The 21805-nt window shown below is 38.7% G+C and carries 14 protein-coding genes; 12 read left to right on the top strand and 2 right to left on the bottom strand.

Annotated elements, in window-relative coordinates:
* Nucleotides 1–149: 149 nt before the first annotated feature.
* From ACSHZO_RS07010 to ACSHZO_RS06965, 10 genes are all read left to right on the top strand, one after another.
* On the top strand, nucleotides 150–1316 hold the full coding sequence (locus ACSHZO_RS07010; protein ID WP_298246813.1) for a homogentisate 1,2-dioxygenase: 1167 nt from the start codon (nucleotides 150–152) through the stop codon (nucleotides 1314–1316).
* Between the two features lie 102 nt (nucleotides 1317–1418).
* Nucleotides 1419–2561: a 4-hydroxyphenylpyruvate dioxygenase gene (gene hppD, locus ACSHZO_RS07005; protein WP_298246812.1), complete on the top strand. Its 1143-nt coding sequence runs from the start codon at nucleotides 1419–1421 to the stop codon at nucleotides 2559–2561.
* A gap of 295 nt (nucleotides 2562–2856) precedes the next feature.
* Nucleotides 2857–3633: a DUF3108 domain-containing protein gene (locus tag ACSHZO_RS07000; protein ID WP_298246811.1), complete on the top strand. Its 777-nt coding sequence runs from the start codon at nucleotides 2857–2859 to the stop codon at nucleotides 3631–3633.
* A 2-nt stretch (nucleotides 3634–3635) separates the two neighbouring features.
* Nucleotides 3636–4604, top strand: a complete 969-nt coding sequence (locus ACSHZO_RS06995; protein ID WP_298246810.1) for a tryptophan 2,3-dioxygenase family protein — start codon at nucleotides 3636–3638, stop codon at nucleotides 4602–4604.
* Between the two features lie 4 nt (nucleotides 4605–4608).
* On the top strand, nucleotides 4609–5844 hold the full coding sequence (locus tag ACSHZO_RS06990) for a peptidoglycan DD-metalloendopeptidase family protein (RefSeq protein ID WP_298246809.1): 1236 nt from the start codon (nucleotides 4609–4611) through the stop codon (nucleotides 5842–5844).
* Entirely contained in the window at nucleotides 5845–7476 is a 1632-nt protein-coding gene (gene pgi, locus ACSHZO_RS06985; protein WP_298246808.1) for a glucose-6-phosphate isomerase, read from the top strand.
* A 447-nt stretch (nucleotides 7477–7923) separates the two neighbouring features.
* Complete coding sequence (locus ACSHZO_RS06980; protein ID WP_298246807.1) at nucleotides 7924–10458, top strand: TonB-dependent receptor; 2535 nt, start codon at nucleotides 7924–7926, stop codon at nucleotides 10456–10458.
* Nucleotides 10459–10468: 10 nt separating this feature from the next.
* Complete coding sequence (locus tag ACSHZO_RS06975; RefSeq protein ID WP_298246806.1) at nucleotides 10469–12187, top strand: hypothetical protein; 1719 nt, start codon at nucleotides 10469–10471, stop codon at nucleotides 12185–12187.
* A 96-nt stretch (nucleotides 12188–12283) separates the two neighbouring features.
* Entirely contained in the window at nucleotides 12284–13921 is a 1638-nt protein-coding gene (locus tag ACSHZO_RS06970; protein ID WP_298246805.1) for an Ig-like domain-containing protein, read from the top strand.
* Between the two features lie 33 nt (nucleotides 13922–13954).
* Nucleotides 13955–14389, top strand: a complete 435-nt coding sequence (locus ACSHZO_RS06965) for a hypothetical protein (protein ID WP_295181366.1) — start codon at nucleotides 13955–13957, stop codon at nucleotides 14387–14389.
* Between the two features lie 46 nt (nucleotides 14390–14435).
* Here ACSHZO_RS06965 and ACSHZO_RS06960 read toward each other — a convergent pair whose 3' ends face one another.
* Nucleotides 14436–15491, bottom strand: a complete 1056-nt coding sequence (locus ACSHZO_RS06960) for an endonuclease/exonuclease/phosphatase family protein (protein WP_435066808.1) — start codon at nucleotides 15489–15491, stop codon at nucleotides 14436–14438.
* A gap of 97 nt (nucleotides 15492–15588) precedes the next feature.
* Here ACSHZO_RS06960 and ACSHZO_RS06955 point away from each other — a divergent pair, with 97 nt between their 5' ends.
* Entirely contained in the window at nucleotides 15589–18372 is a 2784-nt protein-coding gene (locus tag ACSHZO_RS06955; protein WP_298246803.1) for a TonB-dependent receptor plug domain-containing protein, read from the top strand.
* 3 nt (nucleotides 18373–18375) lie between these two features.
* On the top strand, nucleotides 18376–19755 hold the full coding sequence (locus ACSHZO_RS06950) for a DUF5689 domain-containing protein (protein WP_298246802.1): 1380 nt from the start codon (nucleotides 18376–18378) through the stop codon (nucleotides 19753–19755).
* Nucleotides 19756–19818: 63 nt separating this feature from the next.
* On the opposite strand, the gene ACSHZO_RS06945 is transcribed toward ACSHZO_RS06950, so the two are convergent.
* Entirely contained in the window at nucleotides 19819–21711 is a 1893-nt protein-coding gene (locus ACSHZO_RS06945; protein ID WP_298246801.1) for a hypothetical protein, read from the bottom strand.
* Nucleotides 21712–21805 lie beyond the last annotated feature (94 nt).

The raw sequence follows: 21805 nt of genomic DNA, 5'->3' as shown, positions 1-21805 counted from the left end.
TTATCGTTTTCGTAACCGGTTTTTACACTAGATTTAAGATTGTTTCGGTAAATTTTCTTGATATTTGTGTAAATCGAAATAAATACTGGAAATAATAACAATCTTTCAAGAAATGAATTCATTTTTGATCGATTTTAAAATATAATCACATGCCTTTTTATCATAAACTCGGCAAAATCCCACACAAGCGCCATACGATTTTCAGAAAACCTGATGGAAGTCTTTATTATGAGCAGCTTTTTGGAACGATTGGTTTCGACGGGATGTCGTCCAATCTGTATCACGAACATCGCCCAACCCAGGTAAAAGAAATTAAAGGAAGTTACGATGTACGACCGAAGGTTGCGATCGAAAATAACCTGAAATCATACCGTTTAAAAGGTTTCCAGATCACTCCGCATCCAGATTATCTTCAAAGTAGAAAGGCGGTTTTGACCAATGCAGATTGTGATATTATTCTCGCTTCTCCTCAAGGTTCTACGGAAGATTATTTCTATAAGAACTCTGATGCAGACGAATTGATATTCGTGCATAAAGGATCTGGTAAGCTAAGAACTCATCTTGGAAACATTGATTTTAAATATGGGGATTATCTATTGATCCCAAGAGGGACTATCTACAAAATGGATTTTGATGATGAGAACAACAGGCTTTTTATCGTTGAATCCCGTAGACCGATCTATACTCCAAAACGATACAGGAACTGGTTCGGGCAACTGCTGGAACATTCTCCATTTTGTGAAAGAGACTTACGCCAGCCACATGAACTGGAAACCAATGATGAAGAAGGGGACTTTCTTATCAAGATCAAGAAGCAGGGAGAAATTTTCGATATGGTCTACGCGACGCATCCTTTTGATGTGGTTGGGTACGACGGCTACAATTATCCGTACGCGTTCTCCATTCACGATTTTGAGCCAATAACCGGAAGAATTCACCAGCCGCCACCGGTGCATCAAACTTTTGAAACTGATGCTTTTGTGGTTTGTAGTTTTTGTCCGCGTAAATACGATTATCACCCGGAAAGCATTCCGGCGCCTTACAGTCATAGTAATATTGATAGTGATGAGGTGCTCTATTATGTTGATGGTGATTTTATGAGCAGAAACGATATTGAAGCAGGTCATATATCCTTGCACCCAGCGGGAATCCCTCACGGGCCGCACCCTGGAGCAGTAGAAAGAAGTATTGAGCAGGTAGAAACTGAAGAGTTGGCCGTAATGGTAGATACCTTCAAGCCGTTAAAACTTACCGAAGAAGCGATGAAAATTGCCGATGAAACTTATTACAGGTCCTGGTTAGATGGAGAGCATTAAGAGATGAAAGAAGATTTATCAGCACAGGATAGAGCGATGTGGTAATATTTTGAAATTTGATTTCAAGTTTATATCATATTTACATCCTTTAAAATAACAACAATGTCAAAAGATAGCACATCATTAAATTTAGAAAAAGTAGTTCCTGAAGCAGAAGACTTTCTGCCAATCCTGGGAACAGACTTTGTAGAACTATACGTAGGAAATACCAAGCAGGCGGCCTATTATTACCAACACGCATGGGGTTTCCAGCCAATCGCTTATTCAGGTTTGGAAACTGGTCGTAAAGACAGCGTTTCCTATGTAATGCAACAGGGTAAAATTAGAGTTGTTCTTACTTCGCCACTGCAGCCGGAAGGAGATATCAATGCGCATATAGATAAGCATGGTGACGGAGTAAAGTTCGTAGCACTTTGGGTGGACGATGCCAGAAAGAGTTACGAGGAAACTACAAAAAGAGGAGCGAAGTCTTATGTAGAGCCATATGTAATGGAAGATGAAAACGGTAAGGCTGTGATCTCTGGAATACATACTTATGGAGAAACCATTCACCTTTTTGTAGAAAGAAAAGACTATACCGGACCATTTTTACCAGGTTACAGAGTTTACAATACCAAAACGCAGGTGCCAGATACAGGTTTACAGTTTATCGACCATATGGTTGGAAATGTAGGCTGGAATGAAATGGACAAATGGGTGGAATTCTACGGAAAAGTAATGGGCTTCGCCCAGTTGGTATCATTTGATGATAAGGATATTTCGACCGACTATACTGCGCTTATGAGCAAGGTGATGAGCAATGGGAATGGTAGAATCAAATTTCCAATAAATGAGCCTGCGGAAGGAAAAAAGAAATCACAGATCGAAGAATATATCGATTTTTATAATGGAGCCGGAGTTCAGCATATCGCTTTAGCTACAGATAACATTATTGAAACAGTTACAGCATTAAGAGATAGAGGCGTGGAATTTTTATATGTTCCGGAAACTTATTATGATGATCTACTGGATCGTGTTGGTGATATCGATGAGGACCTGGCGCCATTAAAAGAGCTGGGAGTGCTGGTAGATCGCGATGATGAGGGATACCTGTTACAGATCTTTACAAAACCAGTTCTGGACAGGCCAACCATGTTCTTCGAGATCATCCAGAGAAAAGGTGCTCAATCCTTCGGAAAAGGAAACTTTAAAGCTCTATTCGAGGCTATTGAAAGAGAACAGGATTTACGAGGTACATTAAATTAAGATTAAATATCTGCTGAAATTTAAGTGGAAAAATGAAATAAATGACAATCTGGTAAACGTTTAGTTAAAGTTTATCTAAGAGTTGCGGGTAAGGGAGAAATATGAGACTTTTGCACCGCATTTCTGGAGTGGTTACCAGAATTGAATTTTTTTTCATAATTTAAGTTTTAGTTGGTTAATAAGACAAAATTCCCCATTATTAATTTGATGGGGTTTTTTTGTTTCTATACTTTTGGAATAGTAATTGTAATCCATCCATACGCCTGAAAATTCTATTACTTAGACAATTAAACCTATGAGAAATTATATTACAATTACCTTTCTTTTTTTAGTGTTTACCACGGGAAATATGTTTTCACAAGATGCATTTGACGAAGGTGAGTGGTTTAAATTTAGAATTCATTATGGATTATTTAATGCCAGTTATGCTACACTGGAGGTAGATGAAACCAAATTCCAGAATAAGCCGGTTTATCATATTAAAGGACGCGGTAGATCTACCGGATTATTAGGCTTGTTCTTTAAAGTGGATGATGATTACCAGACTTATATCGATAAGCAAACTGGCAAACCTTATCGTTTTGTACGTAATATTGACGAAGGCGGTTATACCAAGGATCTGGTGATCGACTTTGATCATAATGATAAGAAAGCCCATGTTCTCAATCGAAAGAATAATCAGAAAAAATCATATTCTGTGCCTCATAATGTGCACGATATGTTATCATCATTTTACTATATTCGCAACCAAATTAAAAACGACGAGTTAGAGCCAGGTGATGAGATGCGTCTGAACATGTTCATCGATGACGAAAACCTCGATTTTAAGCTTGTTTTCCTGGGGCGTGATACGATTAAAACTAAGTTTGGTAAAGTTGCAACCCTGAAATTCAGACCTTATGTACTTGCCGGAAGAGTATTTAAGGAGAAAGAAAGTCTTACTTTCTGGATTAGTGATGATAAAAACAAAATTCCGGTGAAAATTGAAGCAAACCTGGCCGTAGGGTCTTTGGATGCCGATCTTGAAGCTTACAAAGGTCTAAAGCATCAATTTAGTATACTAATGGATTAGATATGGAGATAAAACCCGAAATCGCGGAACGAATTGGAAAGCTTGAAGAAAAGTTCAAAAATTCGGGACAGGATATGGGGTCTTATCTGGATGGTCTGCTTTATGACCGCTATCTTTCTTATTGGGATTATATTAGTGTAGATACGCTATTAAGTTTACAAAAGACCAATACGCATTTTCCAGATGAGATGATCTTTATCACTTATCACCAGATCACTGAATTATACTTTAAGCTCATCATTCACGAGCAAAAACAGATCATAGAAACCACAACGCTAACATCTGCCTATTTCGTTGAAAAGCTAAATAGGATGAATAGGTATTTCAGAATACTTATCGACTCCTTCGATGTAATGATCAAGGGAATGGAAAGGGAACAGTTTCTGAAATTCAGAATGGCTTTACTACCTGCCAGTGGATTCCAATCGGCTCAGTTCAGGATGATCGAACTATATTCAACTCCTTTGGAAAATCTTGTCGATTTTAATTTGAGAGATGAATTTACAGTAGAAAACTCTTCCGAAGAACTTTTTGAAAATATATACTGGAAAAAAGGAGGTATAGATCTGGAAACCGGCGAGAAAACTCTTACGCTTAAGCAATTTGAAAAAAGATATACTCCTCGATTTCTAAGAATTGCAAAAGATGTATACGGAAACACCATATATCAGCGTTACCAGGCCATGCATGAAGAAGATCGTCAAAATGAAGATCTACAACTGGCTCTTCGAAACTTTGATGTTAATGTAAATATTAACTGGTTGCTTATGCATATGGGTGCTGCTTACCGATATTTGAGCAAGAAAGATGAAACCATAAAAGCGACCGGCGGAACAAACTGGAAGAAATTTCTACCGCCAAGTTTTCAAAGAGTTTCTTTCTTTCCAGAATTATGGAGTCAGGGAGAACTGAACGACTGGGGGAAGCAATGGGTGAACCACACATTTAATACTGAAAAACAAAAAGCATAAAAACTTGAAGAAATTAGGCTTATTAGTAATGCTAATGCTGGCAATGACTGCCTGCAATGAAGATGAGAAAGAACAGGCCGTAAATGAGGTCGAGACCAAAAAAATTCCTAAGATCGAGAAACAGTATGGTATTATCCTGAATGATTTTGAGGTCATTAGGGATACCATACGGTCTGGCGATAGTTTTGGTTACATCATGGATCAAAATGGCGTGGATCATGGAAAGGTCTTTGAAGTTTCAGAAAAAGTAAAGGATACCTTTAACCCTGCGAGAATTACTGCCGGTAAGAAATACATGATCCTAAGAGCAAAAGATTCGGCTAAAACACCGCAATATTTCATTTATGAAAATGATAAGATCAACTATACGGTAGTCTCTATTGGGGATAGTATCTATGCTGAAAAGAAAAAAAGACCGGTAACTATAAAGCAAAGAGAAGTAAGCGGAGTGATCACTTCTTCCCTTTCAGAAGCAATGCAGGCTCAGGGCTTGAGTAATCTTCTGGTTTACGAACTTTCAAATATTTATCAGTGGAGTATTGATTTCTTTAAACTTCAAAAGGGAGACCAGTTCAAAATGATTTACCAGGAGAAATATATTGACGATACTATTTTCGCCGGGATTGAAAAGGTAGATGCCGCGGTTTTTAAACATTCAGACAGGCCATATTATGCTTTTAGTTATATGACGACCGATAGCGTTTCTGGTCAGGCTAGTTTTTATGACGAGGAAGCTAAAGCATTACAAAGTTTTTTCCTGAAAGCTCCGCTAAATTATTCCAGGATCTCTTCAAGGTTTACAAAAAGACGTTTTCATCCGGTTCAGAAAAGATGGAAAGCCCACCTGGGAACAGATTATGCTGCACCACATGGCACGCCGATCGTAAGTACGGCTAATGGAACGGTGATCGCTTCAGGCTATACCTCCGGAAACGGGAATTATGTTAAAGTGAGACATAATGGAAAATATACTACTCAATATCTTCACATGAGTAAGCGTGCAGTTAGAAACGGGCAAAGTGTTAAGCAAGGCGATGTGATAGGTTACGTGGGAAGTACAGGACTTGCCACAGGGCCACATGTATGTTATCGATTCTGGGTGAATGGCAAACAGGTGGATCCATTCCGCCAGAACCTGCCTTCAGCCGAGCATATCACAGACAATCTAAAAGACGATTATTTAAATCATATTGAATCGATTCGGGCAGAGCTGGATCAAATTCCGTATAAAAGTATCTAAATGAAAAATATTAATCCAACCACTACCAAAGCCTGGAAGGAATTAGAAGATCATTATAAAGAGATCCAGGTTGAACATATGAAGAATATGTTTAACAACGATGAAGAAAGAGCTGATAAATTCACCATTAAATGGGAGGATTTTTATCTTGATTACAGTAAGAACCGAATGAATGAAACTACCGGGAAATTACTGAATAAGCTTGCTGCTGAATGTGGTTTGAAGGAAGCAATGGATGCATATTTTCAGGGTGATGCCATCAACCAGACAGAAGGAAGACCGGTTTTACATACTGCTTTAAGAGCTTCAAAAACCGCAAATGTCCAGGTGCATGGTGAAAATGTAATTCCTGAAGTGCAGGAAGTCAAAGAAAAAATCAGAACTTTTACTGATGAGGTGATCGAAGGAAAACGCAAAGGTTTTACCGGGAAGAAATTTACCGATATCGTAAATATAGGAATTGGAGGATCTGATCTTGGACCGGTAATGGTTGCTGATAGCCTGAAATTCTACCAGAATCATCTGAATTTACATTTTATATCTAATGTAGATGGAGATCATGTACATGATACCATTCAGGATCTAAATCCTGAAACCACCCTTTTCGTGATAGTTTCAAAAACTTTCACGACCATGGAAACAATAAGCAATGCTACTACGGTTCGAGAATGGTTTCTAAAAAAGGCTCCTGAAAAGGAAGTTTCCAAGCATTTTGTAGCAGTTTCTACCAATCTAAATAAAGTAGAAAGCTTCGGAATTGATCCTGACAATATTTTCCCGATGTGGGATTGGGTTGGAGGTAGATTTTCTTTATGGAGTGCTGTAGGTCTTTCAGTAGCACTTGGAATTGGATACAATAATTTTGAATCTCTTTTGGAAGGTGCCCGTAAAATGGATGATCACTTCAGAAATACCGATTTTGAGAAGAATATTCCGGTTCAGCTGGCACTAATTAGTATATGGTATAATAATTTCTTCGGCGCTGAAAGTGAAGCGGTGATACCTTATTCTCAATACCTGGATAAATTTCCATCGTACTTGCAACAGGCGATCATGGAAAGTAATGGGAAAAGTGTGGACCGTAATGGTGAGAAAGTAAATTACCAGACCGGAACAATCATCTGGGGAGAACCAGGAACGAATTCACAACATGCTTTTTTCCAGTTGATTCACCAGGGAACCAAGCTTATTCCTGCAGATTTTATTGGCTTCAAAGAAAGTTTGTTTGGAGATCAGGGGCATCACGATAAATTGATGGCGAACTATTTTGCTCAAACTGAAGCTCTTCTTAATGGTAAAACGGAAGAAGTAGTGGAAGAGGAGTTGCGCTCCATGATGTTTAGCCAGGAAGAAATAGATAGGATCAAATCATTTAAAGTATTTAAAGGTAATAATCCAACGAATACCTTATTGGTTCAAAAACTAACTCCGGAAAGTCTGGGGAAACTTATTGCCATGTATGAACATAAGATATTTGTACAGGGCGTCATCTGGAATATTTTTAGTTATGACCAATGGGGAGTTGAATTAGGAAAACAACTGGCGAATAAAATTCTTTCAGGTTTTGAATCTAATAATTCTGAAGGTCACGATTCCTCTACACAGAATCTGTTGAAGTTTTATATGAACTAAATAGTTCGAATTATTACGTATAATATGAAAGCCTGAAGTCTGGAACTTCAGGCTTCTTTTATTTATAAAAGCTAAAATCCCTTCCGAAGAAATTGACTTGAAAATGCAGGCATGATGCAATTCGCTCATTAATAGAGTAGAGATCAAAATTTCTCCATTACAAATTCAATAAATTTTAAAGTCTTTGAGTAGCAAAATTGATTTTTACAAAATATCGTGTCCATAATATTGCCCTGTTTAACGTCTTTAACACTCCTAGAGCTTATTTTGAATCATTCCATTTAACATAATATTTTGTTTTCCTCTAATTAGCAGTATATTGCGGCGAAATTTGTTGAAATGTTAAACTTCTGTACGTTAAATATTTTAACATTGAGATAATGTAAGAGAAGAACATTTAGTTTTCTTTTGCATCGAATTTTAAACAAACTCAAACACACAAAAAAAATGAGGAAATTATTACTCTTAGCGATGTTCTTAACATCTGCTACGATTTTTGCTCAAGGAACTGTTACCGGTGTGGTAATGGATTCCCAAACATCAGGTCCACTTCCAGGAGCTAATGTAATGGTAGTTGGAACTAACAATGGTACTATGACAGATTTCGACGGTAACTTCACTTTGAATGTTGCGGAATCTGAAGGTACTATTAAAATTACCTTCGTAGGTTACACTTCTAAGGAAGTGAAATTCAATGTTACTGGCGACACTCAGGATCTAGGACAAATCGTTCTGGGTGCAGATGATAACGCATTGGATGAGATCGTTGTAACAAGTTTCTCACTTGCTATCGACAGAAAAACACCAGTAGCTGTTTCAACTATTAGTGCTGCAGAGATCGAAACCAAGATTGGTAACCAGGAATTTCCTGAAGTGCTAAAATCTACTCCTGGAGTATATGCTAACAAAGCCGGTGGTGGTTTTGGTGATGCAGAGCTTCGTATGAGAGGTTTTGAAGGTGAAAACATCGCAGTAATGATTAATGGTGTTCCTGTAAACGATATGGAAAATGGTCGTGTATACTGGAGTAACTGGGCAGGTCTTTCTGATGTAACAAGAACTATGCAAACTCAAAGAGGTTTAGGTGCTGCTAAAGTTGCTGTTCCATCTATCGCTGGTACGGTAAACGTTGTAACTAAAACTACAGATGCTGAAAAAGGTGGTAGCATCTACGCTGCAACTGGTAATGATGGCTACACTAAGTTTGGTGCTACTGTATCTACAGGGAAGTCTGAAAATGGACTTGCTGCAACAGTATCTGCTTCGAGAACAGTTGGAGATGGTTATGTAGATGGTACTGAATTTATTGGGTATAACTACTTCGTAAACATCGCAAAAGAATTTGGTGAAGATCACGAACTTTCTTTTACTGCTTTTGGTGCGCCACAAAGACATGGTCAGCGTCAAAACAGATACACTATCGAAACTTACAGAGAAAGCGAAAGAGGTATCAAATTTAACGGAGATTGGGGTTATTTAAATGGTCAGGTTACTCATATCGAGGATAACTTCTACCATAAACCACAAATGTCATTAAACCACTACTGGGATATTAATGAGAATACTGAATTATCTACTGCACTTTACGCTTCCTTTGGAACAGGTGGAGGTGGTGGATGGGCCGGAACTAACAAGTTTGGTCTTGATTCTAAATACAGAGATGGTTACCTGCAACCGGTAAACCTAGATCTAATAGTAGATGAGAACATTGAAAGAGGTGCTGATGGTTCTGAAACTATTTTAAGAGCTTCCAGAAACGACCACAACTGGTATGGTGCACTTTCTACTTTATCTACAGATCTTACAGATGATATCGAACTTCTTGCAGGGATCGATTTAAGATACTACAAAGGAGAGCACTTCCAGGAAGTTACAGATCTTCTAGGTGGACAGTACTACTTTGATGATTCTAACGTGAACAATCCTGTAAACCTTGCTAAGGTTGGAGATAAGATTAGCTACAACAATGATGGTATCGTTCTTTGGGAAGGTGGATTCCTTCAGGGAGAATATTCAAAAGATGATCTAGATATCTTCGTTTCTCTTGCAGCTTCGAACACATCTTACAAGCGTGTTGATTATTTCAATAACCTTGATTCAGATCCTAACCAGGAATCTGATTATGCACACTTCTTTGGATACCAGATCAAAGGTGGAGCGAACTACAACTTCACCAGAACTAGTGGTGTATTCGCAAACATCGGGTACTTTGAAAGAGCACCTTTCTTTGATGCGGTATTCTTAAACTTTGTAAATGACCTTAACCCAGACGCTGAAAATCAAAAGATCTTTAGTACTGAACTTGGATATACTTACAGAAGCTCTGTATTAAGAGCAAACGTAAACGTTTACAGAACTAACTGGAGAGACAGATCTTTAATCTACTCTTACAACAATCCTGATGGTTCTCTTGGTGTTGCAAACATCTTGGGTGTAAATGCAGTTCACCAGGGTCTTGAACTTGATTTTGAGTACCGTCCTTTCGAGGAACTGTCTATCACAGGTTTCGCTTCTTTTGGTGACTACAGATGGGAAAGTGACGTAACAGGAGTACAGATCTTTGACGAAGAGCAGAATCTTATTGACGAGATCAACCTTTTCATCGAGGATACTAAAGTAGGTGGTACACCACAAACTACTGCTGGTCTTGGAGTTGACTATGAATTCTTGACAGATATGAGATTAAGAGCGAACTATAACTTCTTTGGTGACTTCTGGTCAGATTTTGATCCGGTAAGCCGTACGAATCCTGATGCTGGTGAGACATGGAAACTTCCAGATTTCGGAACGCTTGATGTAGGTCTTTCTTACGATTTCTCTGTAGCTGGATTTGATGCTGCTTTGAATGCGAACGTTTATAACATTACAGATACAGAATATATTGCTAATGCACAGAATGGTCTTCAGAACAACGCACGTACTGCACTTGTATGGTACGGTTTCGGAAGAACTTACACTGTAGGAGCTAAACTTAACTTCTAAACACAACACGATGAAAAAGACATTTTATGTACTAATGGCTTTCGTAGGTCTGGCTTTAACTAGCTGTGAGCCAATGGAAGACATTCATGATGAGATCGACAACGACCTGGATAGCCAGCTTGCCGTTGCAGAGAGAGATTATGTGCTTACTGAAGATGATTATGAAGAACTTGGACAAAACTTTCCAAATTTTGGTTCAGTAGAAGATGCAAGAACTTTAATTCCTACTTTACTTTCAGACCTATATCCAACTTATGGTGCAGGTTCTATTATCAATGTAGGATTCGATCTATTCGATCCACTTAGAGTTCAGGACTATTCAGTATCTAGCTCAGACTATGGTATGATCGATCTTTCTACAGACTATTTCTCTGGAATGGGAGAGGTTGTAGATTTCCTTGACGCGAAGTATCCACAGGCAGAAGAAGGTGAGTATGTTAGACTTACTTATAATATCCTTGCTGAAGAGATCGCTTACGAGCTTTCTGCAGATGATTTTGATGTAATTGGTGATGAACTTGGAGATGTTTACCCAGATCCAGCATCTAGTGCTGCTCAATACAGCAACTTCGATAGAAGATCTGATAGAGATGCTTACTGGAGTAACGATATGATCGTGGAAGCTCTTGGTGCAGCTATTTCAGAAGCATTTGGAGATATCGCGGGTCAGCAATACAATGTTTCTTACGCTATCTATGATGGTAGTTCAGGAACTGAGAGCATGACTGTTCAGTTTGATGGAAACACGTATGTAGCCGTTGGTGGAACTTCTTACGAGATCACTAGTGAAGACTATGACGCTATTGGTGAAGAATTCGCAACTGCATACCCTGGACCAGCTGGAAATGCTGCTCAGTTTGGAAGTTTTGATGTAAGAGAGACTAGCGATAATTACTGGAACGAAGACATGCTTTTAGAAGCTTTTGCTTTCGTAATTACTAGTGAATTTCCTGCAGCTCAGGATGGTGATCAGTTTGTATTGACTTACAAAGTTTACAATGGATCTGTTGCTACTATCGTGGTAAACCTTGCACTTAACGGTGATACTGTAGAGATCGATGAAGATGCTTCAGTTTCAACTATTGAAGAAACTAAAGTATTTGCTTACACCAACGGAGATTGGGATGAACCTTACATGCTCCCTGAAAATTCTTATACTGAAGAATTCGGTCAGCGTTTCAGCAACTTCGGAGACGAGGATGAAGCTCTTGCTAAAATCGCGATCTTCTTAGGAAGAGAATTTCCTTACGCTGAAGAAGGTGAATATAAAGCTGTTGCATATCGTTTCTACAACGGAGAAGCAACTGTGACTGAGTATGCTAACTTTACTTTTGAAAATGGTAAATGGATGGCTATTCCTAGCGTAATTTCAGATGCACTTCAGTTTGGATTTGAAGATGGAATGTGGGTACCAGACAACACGATCAACTACATGTTGAGTTCTGCTGATTACTCTATCATTGCTGATGCACTTTCAGGTAATACTGACCTTGCTACACAACTTGCTAGTATCGAACGATATGGTAATTTTGACCGTCGTCCGGGAGCTAGTGCTGAGTGGAATGATGATAATCTACTATTAGCTATGCAAGCGCTTCTTAATGAGATCGCTCCAAATGCTGAAGAAGGACAGAAGTACTTACTTACTTTCGATATCTATAATGGATCGAACACTACAGAAAGCCTAAGCCTTATTAAAGAAGGTGGAATGTGGGTAGTTAACCAGTAGGTTCTAAACTCAATTTATATAAACCTCTTATCTTCACGGTAAGAGGTTTTTTTTTGTCTTAAAATGTCAGATATTTGCAGCCACAATACACAAACTATGAAAAAATATACCGGACTCTTTTTGTTGGCGCTCATGTTGGGTTGCTCAGGTGATGATGATTCAACACCAACCCCTACGCCACCAGTTGAAGAAGAAAATCCAGTAGCAACGGCAGATGAACTTTCTGCTGTGCAAAATGATTCTTACACGTTCAACAGAGCCATGCTTTTGGAAAATGATGAAATCGTGGATAACGCGATCATTACCAGTATAGATGTTGAAACTGAAGCAGGAGGAACGATCACAGATAATCGTGATCAAACCTATACTTATGAGCCTGCTAGTGATTTCACGGGGAACGATACATTTTCCTATACTATCTGCGTTCCCGGAGATTCCGAGAGATGTTCTAGTGCTGTAGTTACCATTATCGTAGGTGACGCCGGGGAACCAATAGCTGCCGATGATAGTTATACTGCCCAAGAAGGTAAGACCTATACAATTAGCAATCACCTTGATAATGACCAGGTGGTGGATAATGCTGAAGTTACTTCAGTAGAAAGTACAAGTGGTAACGCTACCGTAACACTACAGGATGATGGAAGTATTTTGTATGAACCTAATTCAGATTTTTCTGGTCAGGATACTTTTACTTATACTTTGTGTGACGATGATGAGACACCAGGTTGTTCTACTGCCACAATTACAATGACCGTCGAAGACGAAGGTTCACCGGTTGCTTCAGATGATACTGTTGTAATTGAAGCTGGTACTTCCGAAGAAGTGATCACAAAACTTCTGGATAATGATGATCTGACCGATGATGCAACAATTTCTTCCGTAGATGACTCAGCAAGTAACGCGACCATTGTATTGAATAACGATGGAACAGTAACCTATACTCCACAAGCAGGTTTTATGGGAGAGGATACATTTACATATACTATTTGTGATGATGATGCTGACGCTAGCTGTTCTACAGCTACTGTAACGGTAAATATTGTGGAAGCGGTAAAATTCAATGTTCCTGATAATTTAAAGGCATATTATACAGACGCCAGTTTTACCATCGATCCAGACCTGTTGTATTCAGAGCTTTCAGATTTCACGAACGCGCAACATACAAACCGCCTTACTTATACAGATCGTCACGATTATTTATATGATGCCGATGCTGCACTCAATGATGCATCTATGGTAGTGCTAATTTACTCAGGTGAACTCAGACCAGATGATGAATTCCAGTTAGGAGATCTTGACGGTGACGAAAGTTTTAATACAGAACACATTTATCCCCAATCCCTTTTAAATACTGAGGAATCTGTAAGTGACTTACATTTGCTAAGAGTTGCTGATGTAAATATTAATTCTGAAAGGCTTAATTACCCATTTACTGAAGGTAGTGGAGAATATAAGCTTGTAGGTGGTGATAGCTGGTACCCTGGAGATGAATGGAAGGGTGATGTTGCCAGAATGGTAATGTATGTGAACCTTAGCTACGGAGACTCCTTTGATGAAGTTGGAAATCTTGACCTATTCCTGAAGTGGAATCGTGAAGATCCGGTTTCAGCTTTCGAATTACAGCGTAACGACGTGATTGAAGCGGCTCAGGGTAACCGTAATCCTTTTATAGATAATCCATTCCTTGCTACTCTTATCTGGGGTGGTGATGCTGCGGAAAATCGTTGGGAATAGACTTCAGAATTAGAAACTTTTATATAAAAATTTATGTATCAAACTGTTCAATTTATACACTCTTACTGGGCCTACCTGGTGCTGATAATGCTTTTGATCGCGACCTTTAATTTTATAATTGGATTTGCGACGAATAAGGAATACAGTGCAACAAATTTTAGAATCGCATTATTCACTTTGATCGTTTCTCATATACAGTTGCTAATAGGGATCGTACTTTACTTCACTTCTGGCAACATGGCGCGATGGGAAGGTGGAATGGGAGAAGTCATGGGTAACGATACTACCAGACTTTACCTGGTTGAGCATCCATTAATGATGATCATCGCGATTGCTTTGATCACTATTGGTTATTCCAAACATAAAAAGAAACTTACTTCGAGGCCAAAGTTCAAGATGCTGGCTATTTTCTACGGAATTGCTTTTCTCGTAGTACTTTCCAGAATTCCATGGAGTGCATGGTTCTAGATGAAGTATTTCATATTGAAAAAGCCTGGTATTAGACCGGGCTTTTTTATTCTACTGCTTTTATCAAATACAGGTATACGGGAAAATGATCACTATACCCTGGCTGATAACCTGAGCTACCATAAGTACGCATAGGATACCCGCGGTACTGGCCACCCTGCGTAATTAAATAAGGAGCGTTAAAAATTCCGGCTTTATAATACTGAAATCCTTCAGAAGTTCTGTTCAATAAGCTTTCTGAAAGATAAAATTGATCGAATAAGTTCCAGGAATCACGATATGCCAGTGTCCCGCGACCTCTTTTGAGCATGTTTTCCATAGGATTATATAGGTCACCTTCTTTCAAATCCTTAATTTCGGCTTTAGTTTGTAGGAACTTTTTAAAGCTTTTATTGGTAGGATCATCGTTAAAATCTCCCATTCCAATAATTCTTGCCTTTGGGTCTTCCTGGTAAATGGAATCTATGATTCGTTTATTAAGCATAGCAGCTTTTTCACGTTTGTAACTGCTTTTTGCTTCACCACCAGACCGGGATGGCCAGTGATTTACTATAAAATGAGTTTCCTGTCCCAAGGCAATTCCACTCACTACCAGTTGATCTCTGGTATAATCTCTTTTGTCCTCATCATAAATCATTAATTTCCTGGCCTGGGAATTCGTCACCACAAATGACTGCGAACGATACAGCAGTGCTACATCGATGCCTCGCTCATCTGGAGAGTCGTAATGCACGATCTTGTAATTAAACTGTGCAAGGTTGGGATGTGCAATAAGATCTTCTAAAACCTTCTTATTTTCAATTTCACAAAGACCAATCACCAACGGTGGCTTTTTAGATTCCTGAGTTCCTATTTCAGCAAGCACCCTGGAGATATTCGCTATTTTAACGTCGTAGCGTTCTTTGGTCCAGTTGTCTTTACCCAGAGCAGTCCTGTCATCATCAAACGTGAGGGTGTCGTCTACGGTGTCGAACAAATTCTCGACATTATAAAAGGCAATAGTTTCAATATGGTAATCTCTCATATTCTGACAATATAGGTTCTCTGAATTTGTCAGGTATAGCCCAATTACCAAATAAATCGCTGTAATATATTTCTTCAATTTTTTATCATTTTAGTACGCAATTAAAGTACTGGTTTTTTGATTATTACAGAAAAATGATTTAAAATTATCCCATATTTCGACTACGAGGCACTGAATGAATAAAACCTTTTTTTGGGTGTGTCTGTTTTCTTTGGTTTATCAAAGTTTATACGCCCAAACTCCGATCATCAATGGTCGGATTATAGATGCAATCACCCAGGTGCCCTTACCCCAGGTTAAAATTGCAAGAGAGAATTCTTTTAATGAGACGTTCTCAGACCCTGATGGAAAATTTTCTTTGGGAATGGAAAGTATTTCAGAAAATGAATTTATTCTCCTGGTTACCAAATCAGGTTATCTGAGTAAAAGAATACCTGTAAGTCAGAAAGGATTTCTGGAGCTGGATCTTTCTACCATTTCACTTAGTCCAGACTCCAGTCATGACCTCACCTTTCAAAATACCATTAGTCTTTCAGATGCGGAGGTAATGGACGATGAAGCGGACTTTGATAATATTTCAGGTATTCTTCAATCCACCCGGGATGCTTATCTAAGCGCAGCTGCGTTTGATTTTAGTCAGACTTTTTACCGGGTTCGGGGTCTTGGATCGGAATATGGCAGCTTGATGATTAATGGAGTTGAGATGAACAAAGCTTTCGATGGCAGGCCTCAATGGAGTAATTGGGGAGGACTCAATGACGTACAGAGAAACCAGGTTTTCAGTCCTGGTGTTTCTCCTTCAGAATATGCTTTTGGTGGTCTTGATGGTACTACGAATATAATCATGCGTGCATCACGTTTCGCAAGCGGTGGTAGAATTACTGCGTCTGGGTCTAATCGCAGTTATACCGGAAGGCTTATGGCAACGTACGCAAGTGGCGAGAAAAATAATGGCTGGTTTTATGCATTTTCTATGGGACGCCGTTATGCAAGTGAAGGTTATATGGAAGGAACTCCGTTCGACGCAAACTCTATTTACCTTGGTCTGGAAAAATTCATTAATAAGGAGCATGCACTAAATTTCACTGCGATCTATACGCCAACACTTCGAGGGAAATCTGCGCCACTTACAGAAGAGGTTGTTGAAATTAAAGGAAAACGCTACAATCCATACTGGGGTTTACAAGAGGGTGTAATTCGCAATAGCAGGATGAAAGAGATCAGCGAACCAGTTTTTATGCTCAATCATTTCTGGAATCCTTCTGATAACGTACAACTCAACACTAATTTTTCTTACCAGTTTGGTGAAGTTTCTAACACCCGTATAGATTATGGAGGCACTAGCTTCGTTGATTTTAATTCTCAGCGCACTTACCTGGGCGGAGCTTCAAATCCAGACCCCGTTTACTACCAGAAGTTACCAGGATATTTCCTGAGATTTGAAGGTTTTGAGGATTTTCAGAAAGCTTATCTCTCTGCAAATGAATTGAGAAATAATGGGCAAATCAACTGGGACAATATTTATGAAGCCAATGCCAATCCTGATGCTTTGTACGCTCTGGCGGCAGATGTCAATCAGGATCAAAGTTTGATTGCTAATAGTATATTGAGCTGGCAATTATCTTCCAGTCTGCATGTAATTACTAGCTTCAAAGCTTCATCTCTTAAAAGTCACAACTTTGGCAGGATCGAGGATCTTTTTGGATCATCCAGTTTTCTGGATGTAGAGGTTTTTTCAGACTTCTCTCAAAATGACTTACGAAATCCTGATCGAAAAGCACTGGAAGGGGAGAGTTATAAATACGATTATAATCTAGAAGCTCAGACGGCTGAAGTTTTTGGTCAGCTTCAAAAGCAATGGAGAAGCATGGAAATTAGTGTGTCCGGGCAGGTTTCGAGCTCAAGCTTCAACCGATTTGGGAATTATCAGAATGAAGAGTTCATGGCGAATTCTTATGGTAGGTCTAAGGATATCGATTTTCTTACTTCAGGTATAAAAACGAACTTACTTTATAAATTTTCGGGACGTCAAAGTCTGGAGTTAAATTTGGCAGCCTTCTCAAAAGCACCATTACTGAAGAATATATTTATAAATCCACGCCAGAATAACGTCATGGCTCCCCGGGTTTCCGAAGAAAAAATTACTGCTTCTGATCTCAGTTATCGCTATCGTACCAATCTTTTCAACTTTAGATTTACCGGCTACGTCCAGCAGATAGCGAATAGTACCGAAGTTTCTTTTTATTATACAGATGGGTTATCAGGCCTTGGTAGAGAGAATTCTACCGCTTTCGTTCAGGAGGTGCTAACCAATATGGATAAACATTATCTTGGAGTTGAACTAAGTTCAGAATACCAGGTAACTTCAACGATAAAGCTGAAGCTCGCCGGAGGAAGCGGGCAGTTTGTATATAGCAATAACCCTACTCTTAATTTATACTCCAGTTCTTTTGAAGATTTGAATTATGAACAATCATACCTCAAAGGCTACCGGTTACCGGGTGGCTCGCAATCTGCGTTTCAACTAGCATTCGAATATAGAGATCCTGCATACTGGTGGTTCGGCATCTCACAAAATTACTTTACTGGCGCATTTATAGATGTGAGTCCGTTGAATAGGACCTCAAATTTTCGAAAAGATTATGATGGTTTGGAGATCGTGGAGTATAATGCGGAAGTAGCGAGAGAGTTATTACGGCAAGAGCAGTTTGATCCCTATTTTCTCACGAACATCATTGGCGGCAAAAGCTGGAGAATTAAGGATAAATATCTCGGTTTATTCGCTAGTATAAATAATGCACTCAACACCAATTTTAAAACCGGTGGTTTCGAGCAGGCGCGGAATGCAAATTACAGAACGTTAAAAGTAGATAGAGATCGCGAGATTCCAATCTTCGGAAATAAATATTGGTATGGAAACGGTACCAGTTACTTTGTGAATTTAAATCTTAGATTTTAAAATATGAACAGAACATTTTTCATCATTTTTTTACTGGCTATAACTTTTCACGCTTGTGTACCAACAGATGATTTTGAAGTCCCGGAACTTGTAGAGGACAGTATATCCATAGATGGAAGTTTCACCAGTATCGCTGCAGTGAAGGGTAATTATAAAGTAGAAACTGGTGAGATTCATAATTTCAGGGATACCTATACATGGTTTGAAGCCTATGTTATTAGTGATGATTCCGGAGGGAACTTTTATAAAAAGCTCGTTTTACAGGATAAGGCTCAAAATCCTCAGTCTGGAATACAAATTCTGGTTGATGACAATTCCCTGCATCAAACTTATAACTTCGGAAGAAAAGTTTATGTGAAGCTTGACGGTCTTAGTCTTGGATTTAATAATGGTGTTCTGCAACTAGGTATTCAGAATAGGGGAGATGTGGTGGCAATTCCTTCTTCATTAATAGATGATTTTATTGTTAGATCTGAAATCACTTCTGAAATCATTCCGAAGAAACTTTCAATTTCTGAGTTTTCAGAAGAGACGAAAAACCTCTATGTAGAAGTGGATGACATTCAGTTTGATATCAACCTGGTGCGCGAAGCAGAGAATTTCTCGTTCGCTTCTCACAGATACGATGAATATGATGGTGAAAGACAATTGGAAAGTTGTACAACCGGAGAGACTGCGTTTTTAAGTACGAGCACTTATGCGAATTTCAGATCTTTGATGCTACCCTCAGGTTCCGGGAATATCAAAGGAGTTCTGAGCCGCAATTATTATGACGAACATTTCGTGCTCATTGTAAATGATCCAACCGCTCTCGATTTTAATGAAGAGAGATGTGATGACCAGTTTTTCAAATGTGATTCTGAAGGCGTTTTTAGTAGAAACGTGATCACGGAAGAGAATTTTGATGGTGTAACTTCTAATACAACGCTTGCCTCCAGAAAATGGACAAATATCAATGTGAGTGGAGGGGAAAAACGTTTTACACCTACGATGGTAAACGGCAATCGATTATTGCGAATCTCTGCTTATAATACGCTAGAGAATCCGCTGGAAGCATGGCTGGTATCCCCGGTAATCGATATCTCCAGTACCAGAGCGATTCTTGTAACCTTTGATTTGCTTGCTTCCTACGATAACGGCATGTTCTTAAAGGTGTTTTTTACTCAGGATTTCACTGGTGATCCAAGAACTACAGAATGGAAGTTGCTGGATGCTGCAATTCCATACGGGCCATCGGGAGGTTCTGGCAATATTTTCAAAACTTCAGAAGTAGATATTTCCTGTCTGCAAGGAAAGGTTTGGATAGGATTTAGATATTTAGGGGCTGCTCCAGATAAGACCACTACGTATGATCTCGATAATTTCAGAGTTTTAGGGAATTGAAATTGACTATAGGAAAGCAATTAGTTTATCTAATTCTTTGTAGCGCTTAGAAATTTACAACAACTAATTAAAAAGTACTGTTCTGGGCTTACCTAGATTAAAATTCTGAAAACCGAAATCATTGGTCTCAATAGAATTCGTTTTAAAGATATTAAGTCCCTGACCAGGAATTTTAGGATAGAAAGAAAAAGAAAGCTGAAAGTTGTTGAACACCAGATAGTCGTTTCGAATAATAAAACCAACGCCAATGGAAGAATAGAGATCATTCGTACCGATATTCGAGTTCTTCAGGATACCGGCAGTATAATTCAAAAAAGGGTTTAATCTAAATCCAAAAAGATCCCAGGGTGAGTAGAATTGAGTTTGTAGTTCCAGTACATACTTTTCAGTTCCTATAAGATCACTGTCAAAACCTGCGATACGCGCCCCGGTCGTTCTCCGGTAATCACTTCCATAACTACTATTAAATCTATTGTGCCCGTCTATGCTCAAACGGTCACCTACAGAATTCATTCTATCCACCCCAATGATGAACTGAGGTTTTACAAACTGTCTCAGTTTCCATTTTTGGCCTAGACCTATAAGATTTGTAAAATAATTAGCCTGAAAAGAATAAGCGGTTTGTTCGGTTTTTGAACCGTTGAAATAACTGCCAGCTTCAAAGTTGGTGCTAATATATCCCCAGTCGAAGTAATTTCCATAGGAAGCTCTGGCGCCAAGGTACATCCTGGTCTGCTGATTCTTATTCTGGAATCCGCTGGTTAAAGCATATACTTTGCCTACCGGGACATCTTCAGTAATACCATCATTAAAAATATATTGATCCTGAACGAATTGCCTCGAAGATATTCCAACACTCGCCAGATACCTTGTCTCATCTCCAAAATAGTTAATACTATCATATGCAGCCGAAGGGGACTCTTTAAAATTTACATCCAGAAAACCAACACTGGTAATAAGATTTGTACTTCGTTCCTTTTCAGAATTTCCTTCGAAAAGACGATAGGAATGTCCAACCCAGTAATCCTGAGATATATATTTGAAGTTTTGATCTTCTAATTCCAAAGCCGCATTTGGTAATTCTACCTGTCTGTATTGTTCATCTACATAAAATCCTGCTGCCCATCTCGTAAACGGAGAATAAAATTCTCTTTCTATAAAAACACTTTTACGATAGAATTCATTGAAGTCGCTTTGATATCGAATTTCTCCGGTTATAAAGGTGTTTTTAATGTTCGGAACCCGGTAAATACCGGAATAGGCATTTTTGCCATCACTTAGCCTGTTCGCAAAACTGAAATTAAGCTGGTGTCCAATCCCAACAATATTATATTCTTTAAGAGTCACTTTGTTATCATTGGTTGAAAACACGCCCTGGGGTGTAAGACTCCACGAGTCCAGAGCCAGGATCTTTACATCTACCGAGTCAGAATTTTTTATGGCATGAGCAGTAATTTTTACTTCTCTTATATATTGCTGTGAACGCAGTAATCTCTCCGATTCATCTAACAGCAAAGTATCCAGGTCATCGTTCTCCTCCAGTAACAGAAAATTTCGAATAGCGAACTCCTTAGACTTTATATGGATTTGATTCCCGGTTCTTTCTACCCAGCTATTAGCATTTTCTGTAGAATCTGTGAAGGAGAAACCAAATGGATCTTTAGTTTCAATAATAACATGTCTAATGGGCCTTCCTTCAAGTTCTGAATAGTTCCTGTACTGCTTTTTTAATTGCTTTTTCGGTTTTTTAGTAGTCGACTTGAATAGTAACTGATGAACTCTTTTGGTAATCTTACGCTTTTCTGAAAAACGTTCTAATCGATCGTATATATTCGTAGTATCCTTTTTTTCGGTCTTTTCAGTATTCTCGCTCTTTTCATTTTTTTGAATTACCTGCGCCTGAAGCTGAAAACTAAAACATAAAATAGTACAAAAGGACCATAAAATTTTCATCATAGTCTTCTGGGAAAGGATAGAATGTTGGGGGCTTTTCAACAAATTAAATCAAACCTCTTAAGGAAATTTCTACTGAATTTAGAGTGTCACGAAA

It is taken from the genome of Christiangramia sp. 3-2217-3z, assembly GCF_051195275.1.
In the GTDB taxonomy this organism is placed as follows: domain Bacteria; phylum Bacteroidota; class Bacteroidia; order Flavobacteriales; family Flavobacteriaceae; genus Christiangramia; species Christiangramia marina.
The sequence above is the reverse complement of the archived record's forward strand: the minus strand, read 5'-3'. Positions and strand labels throughout refer to the sequence as shown.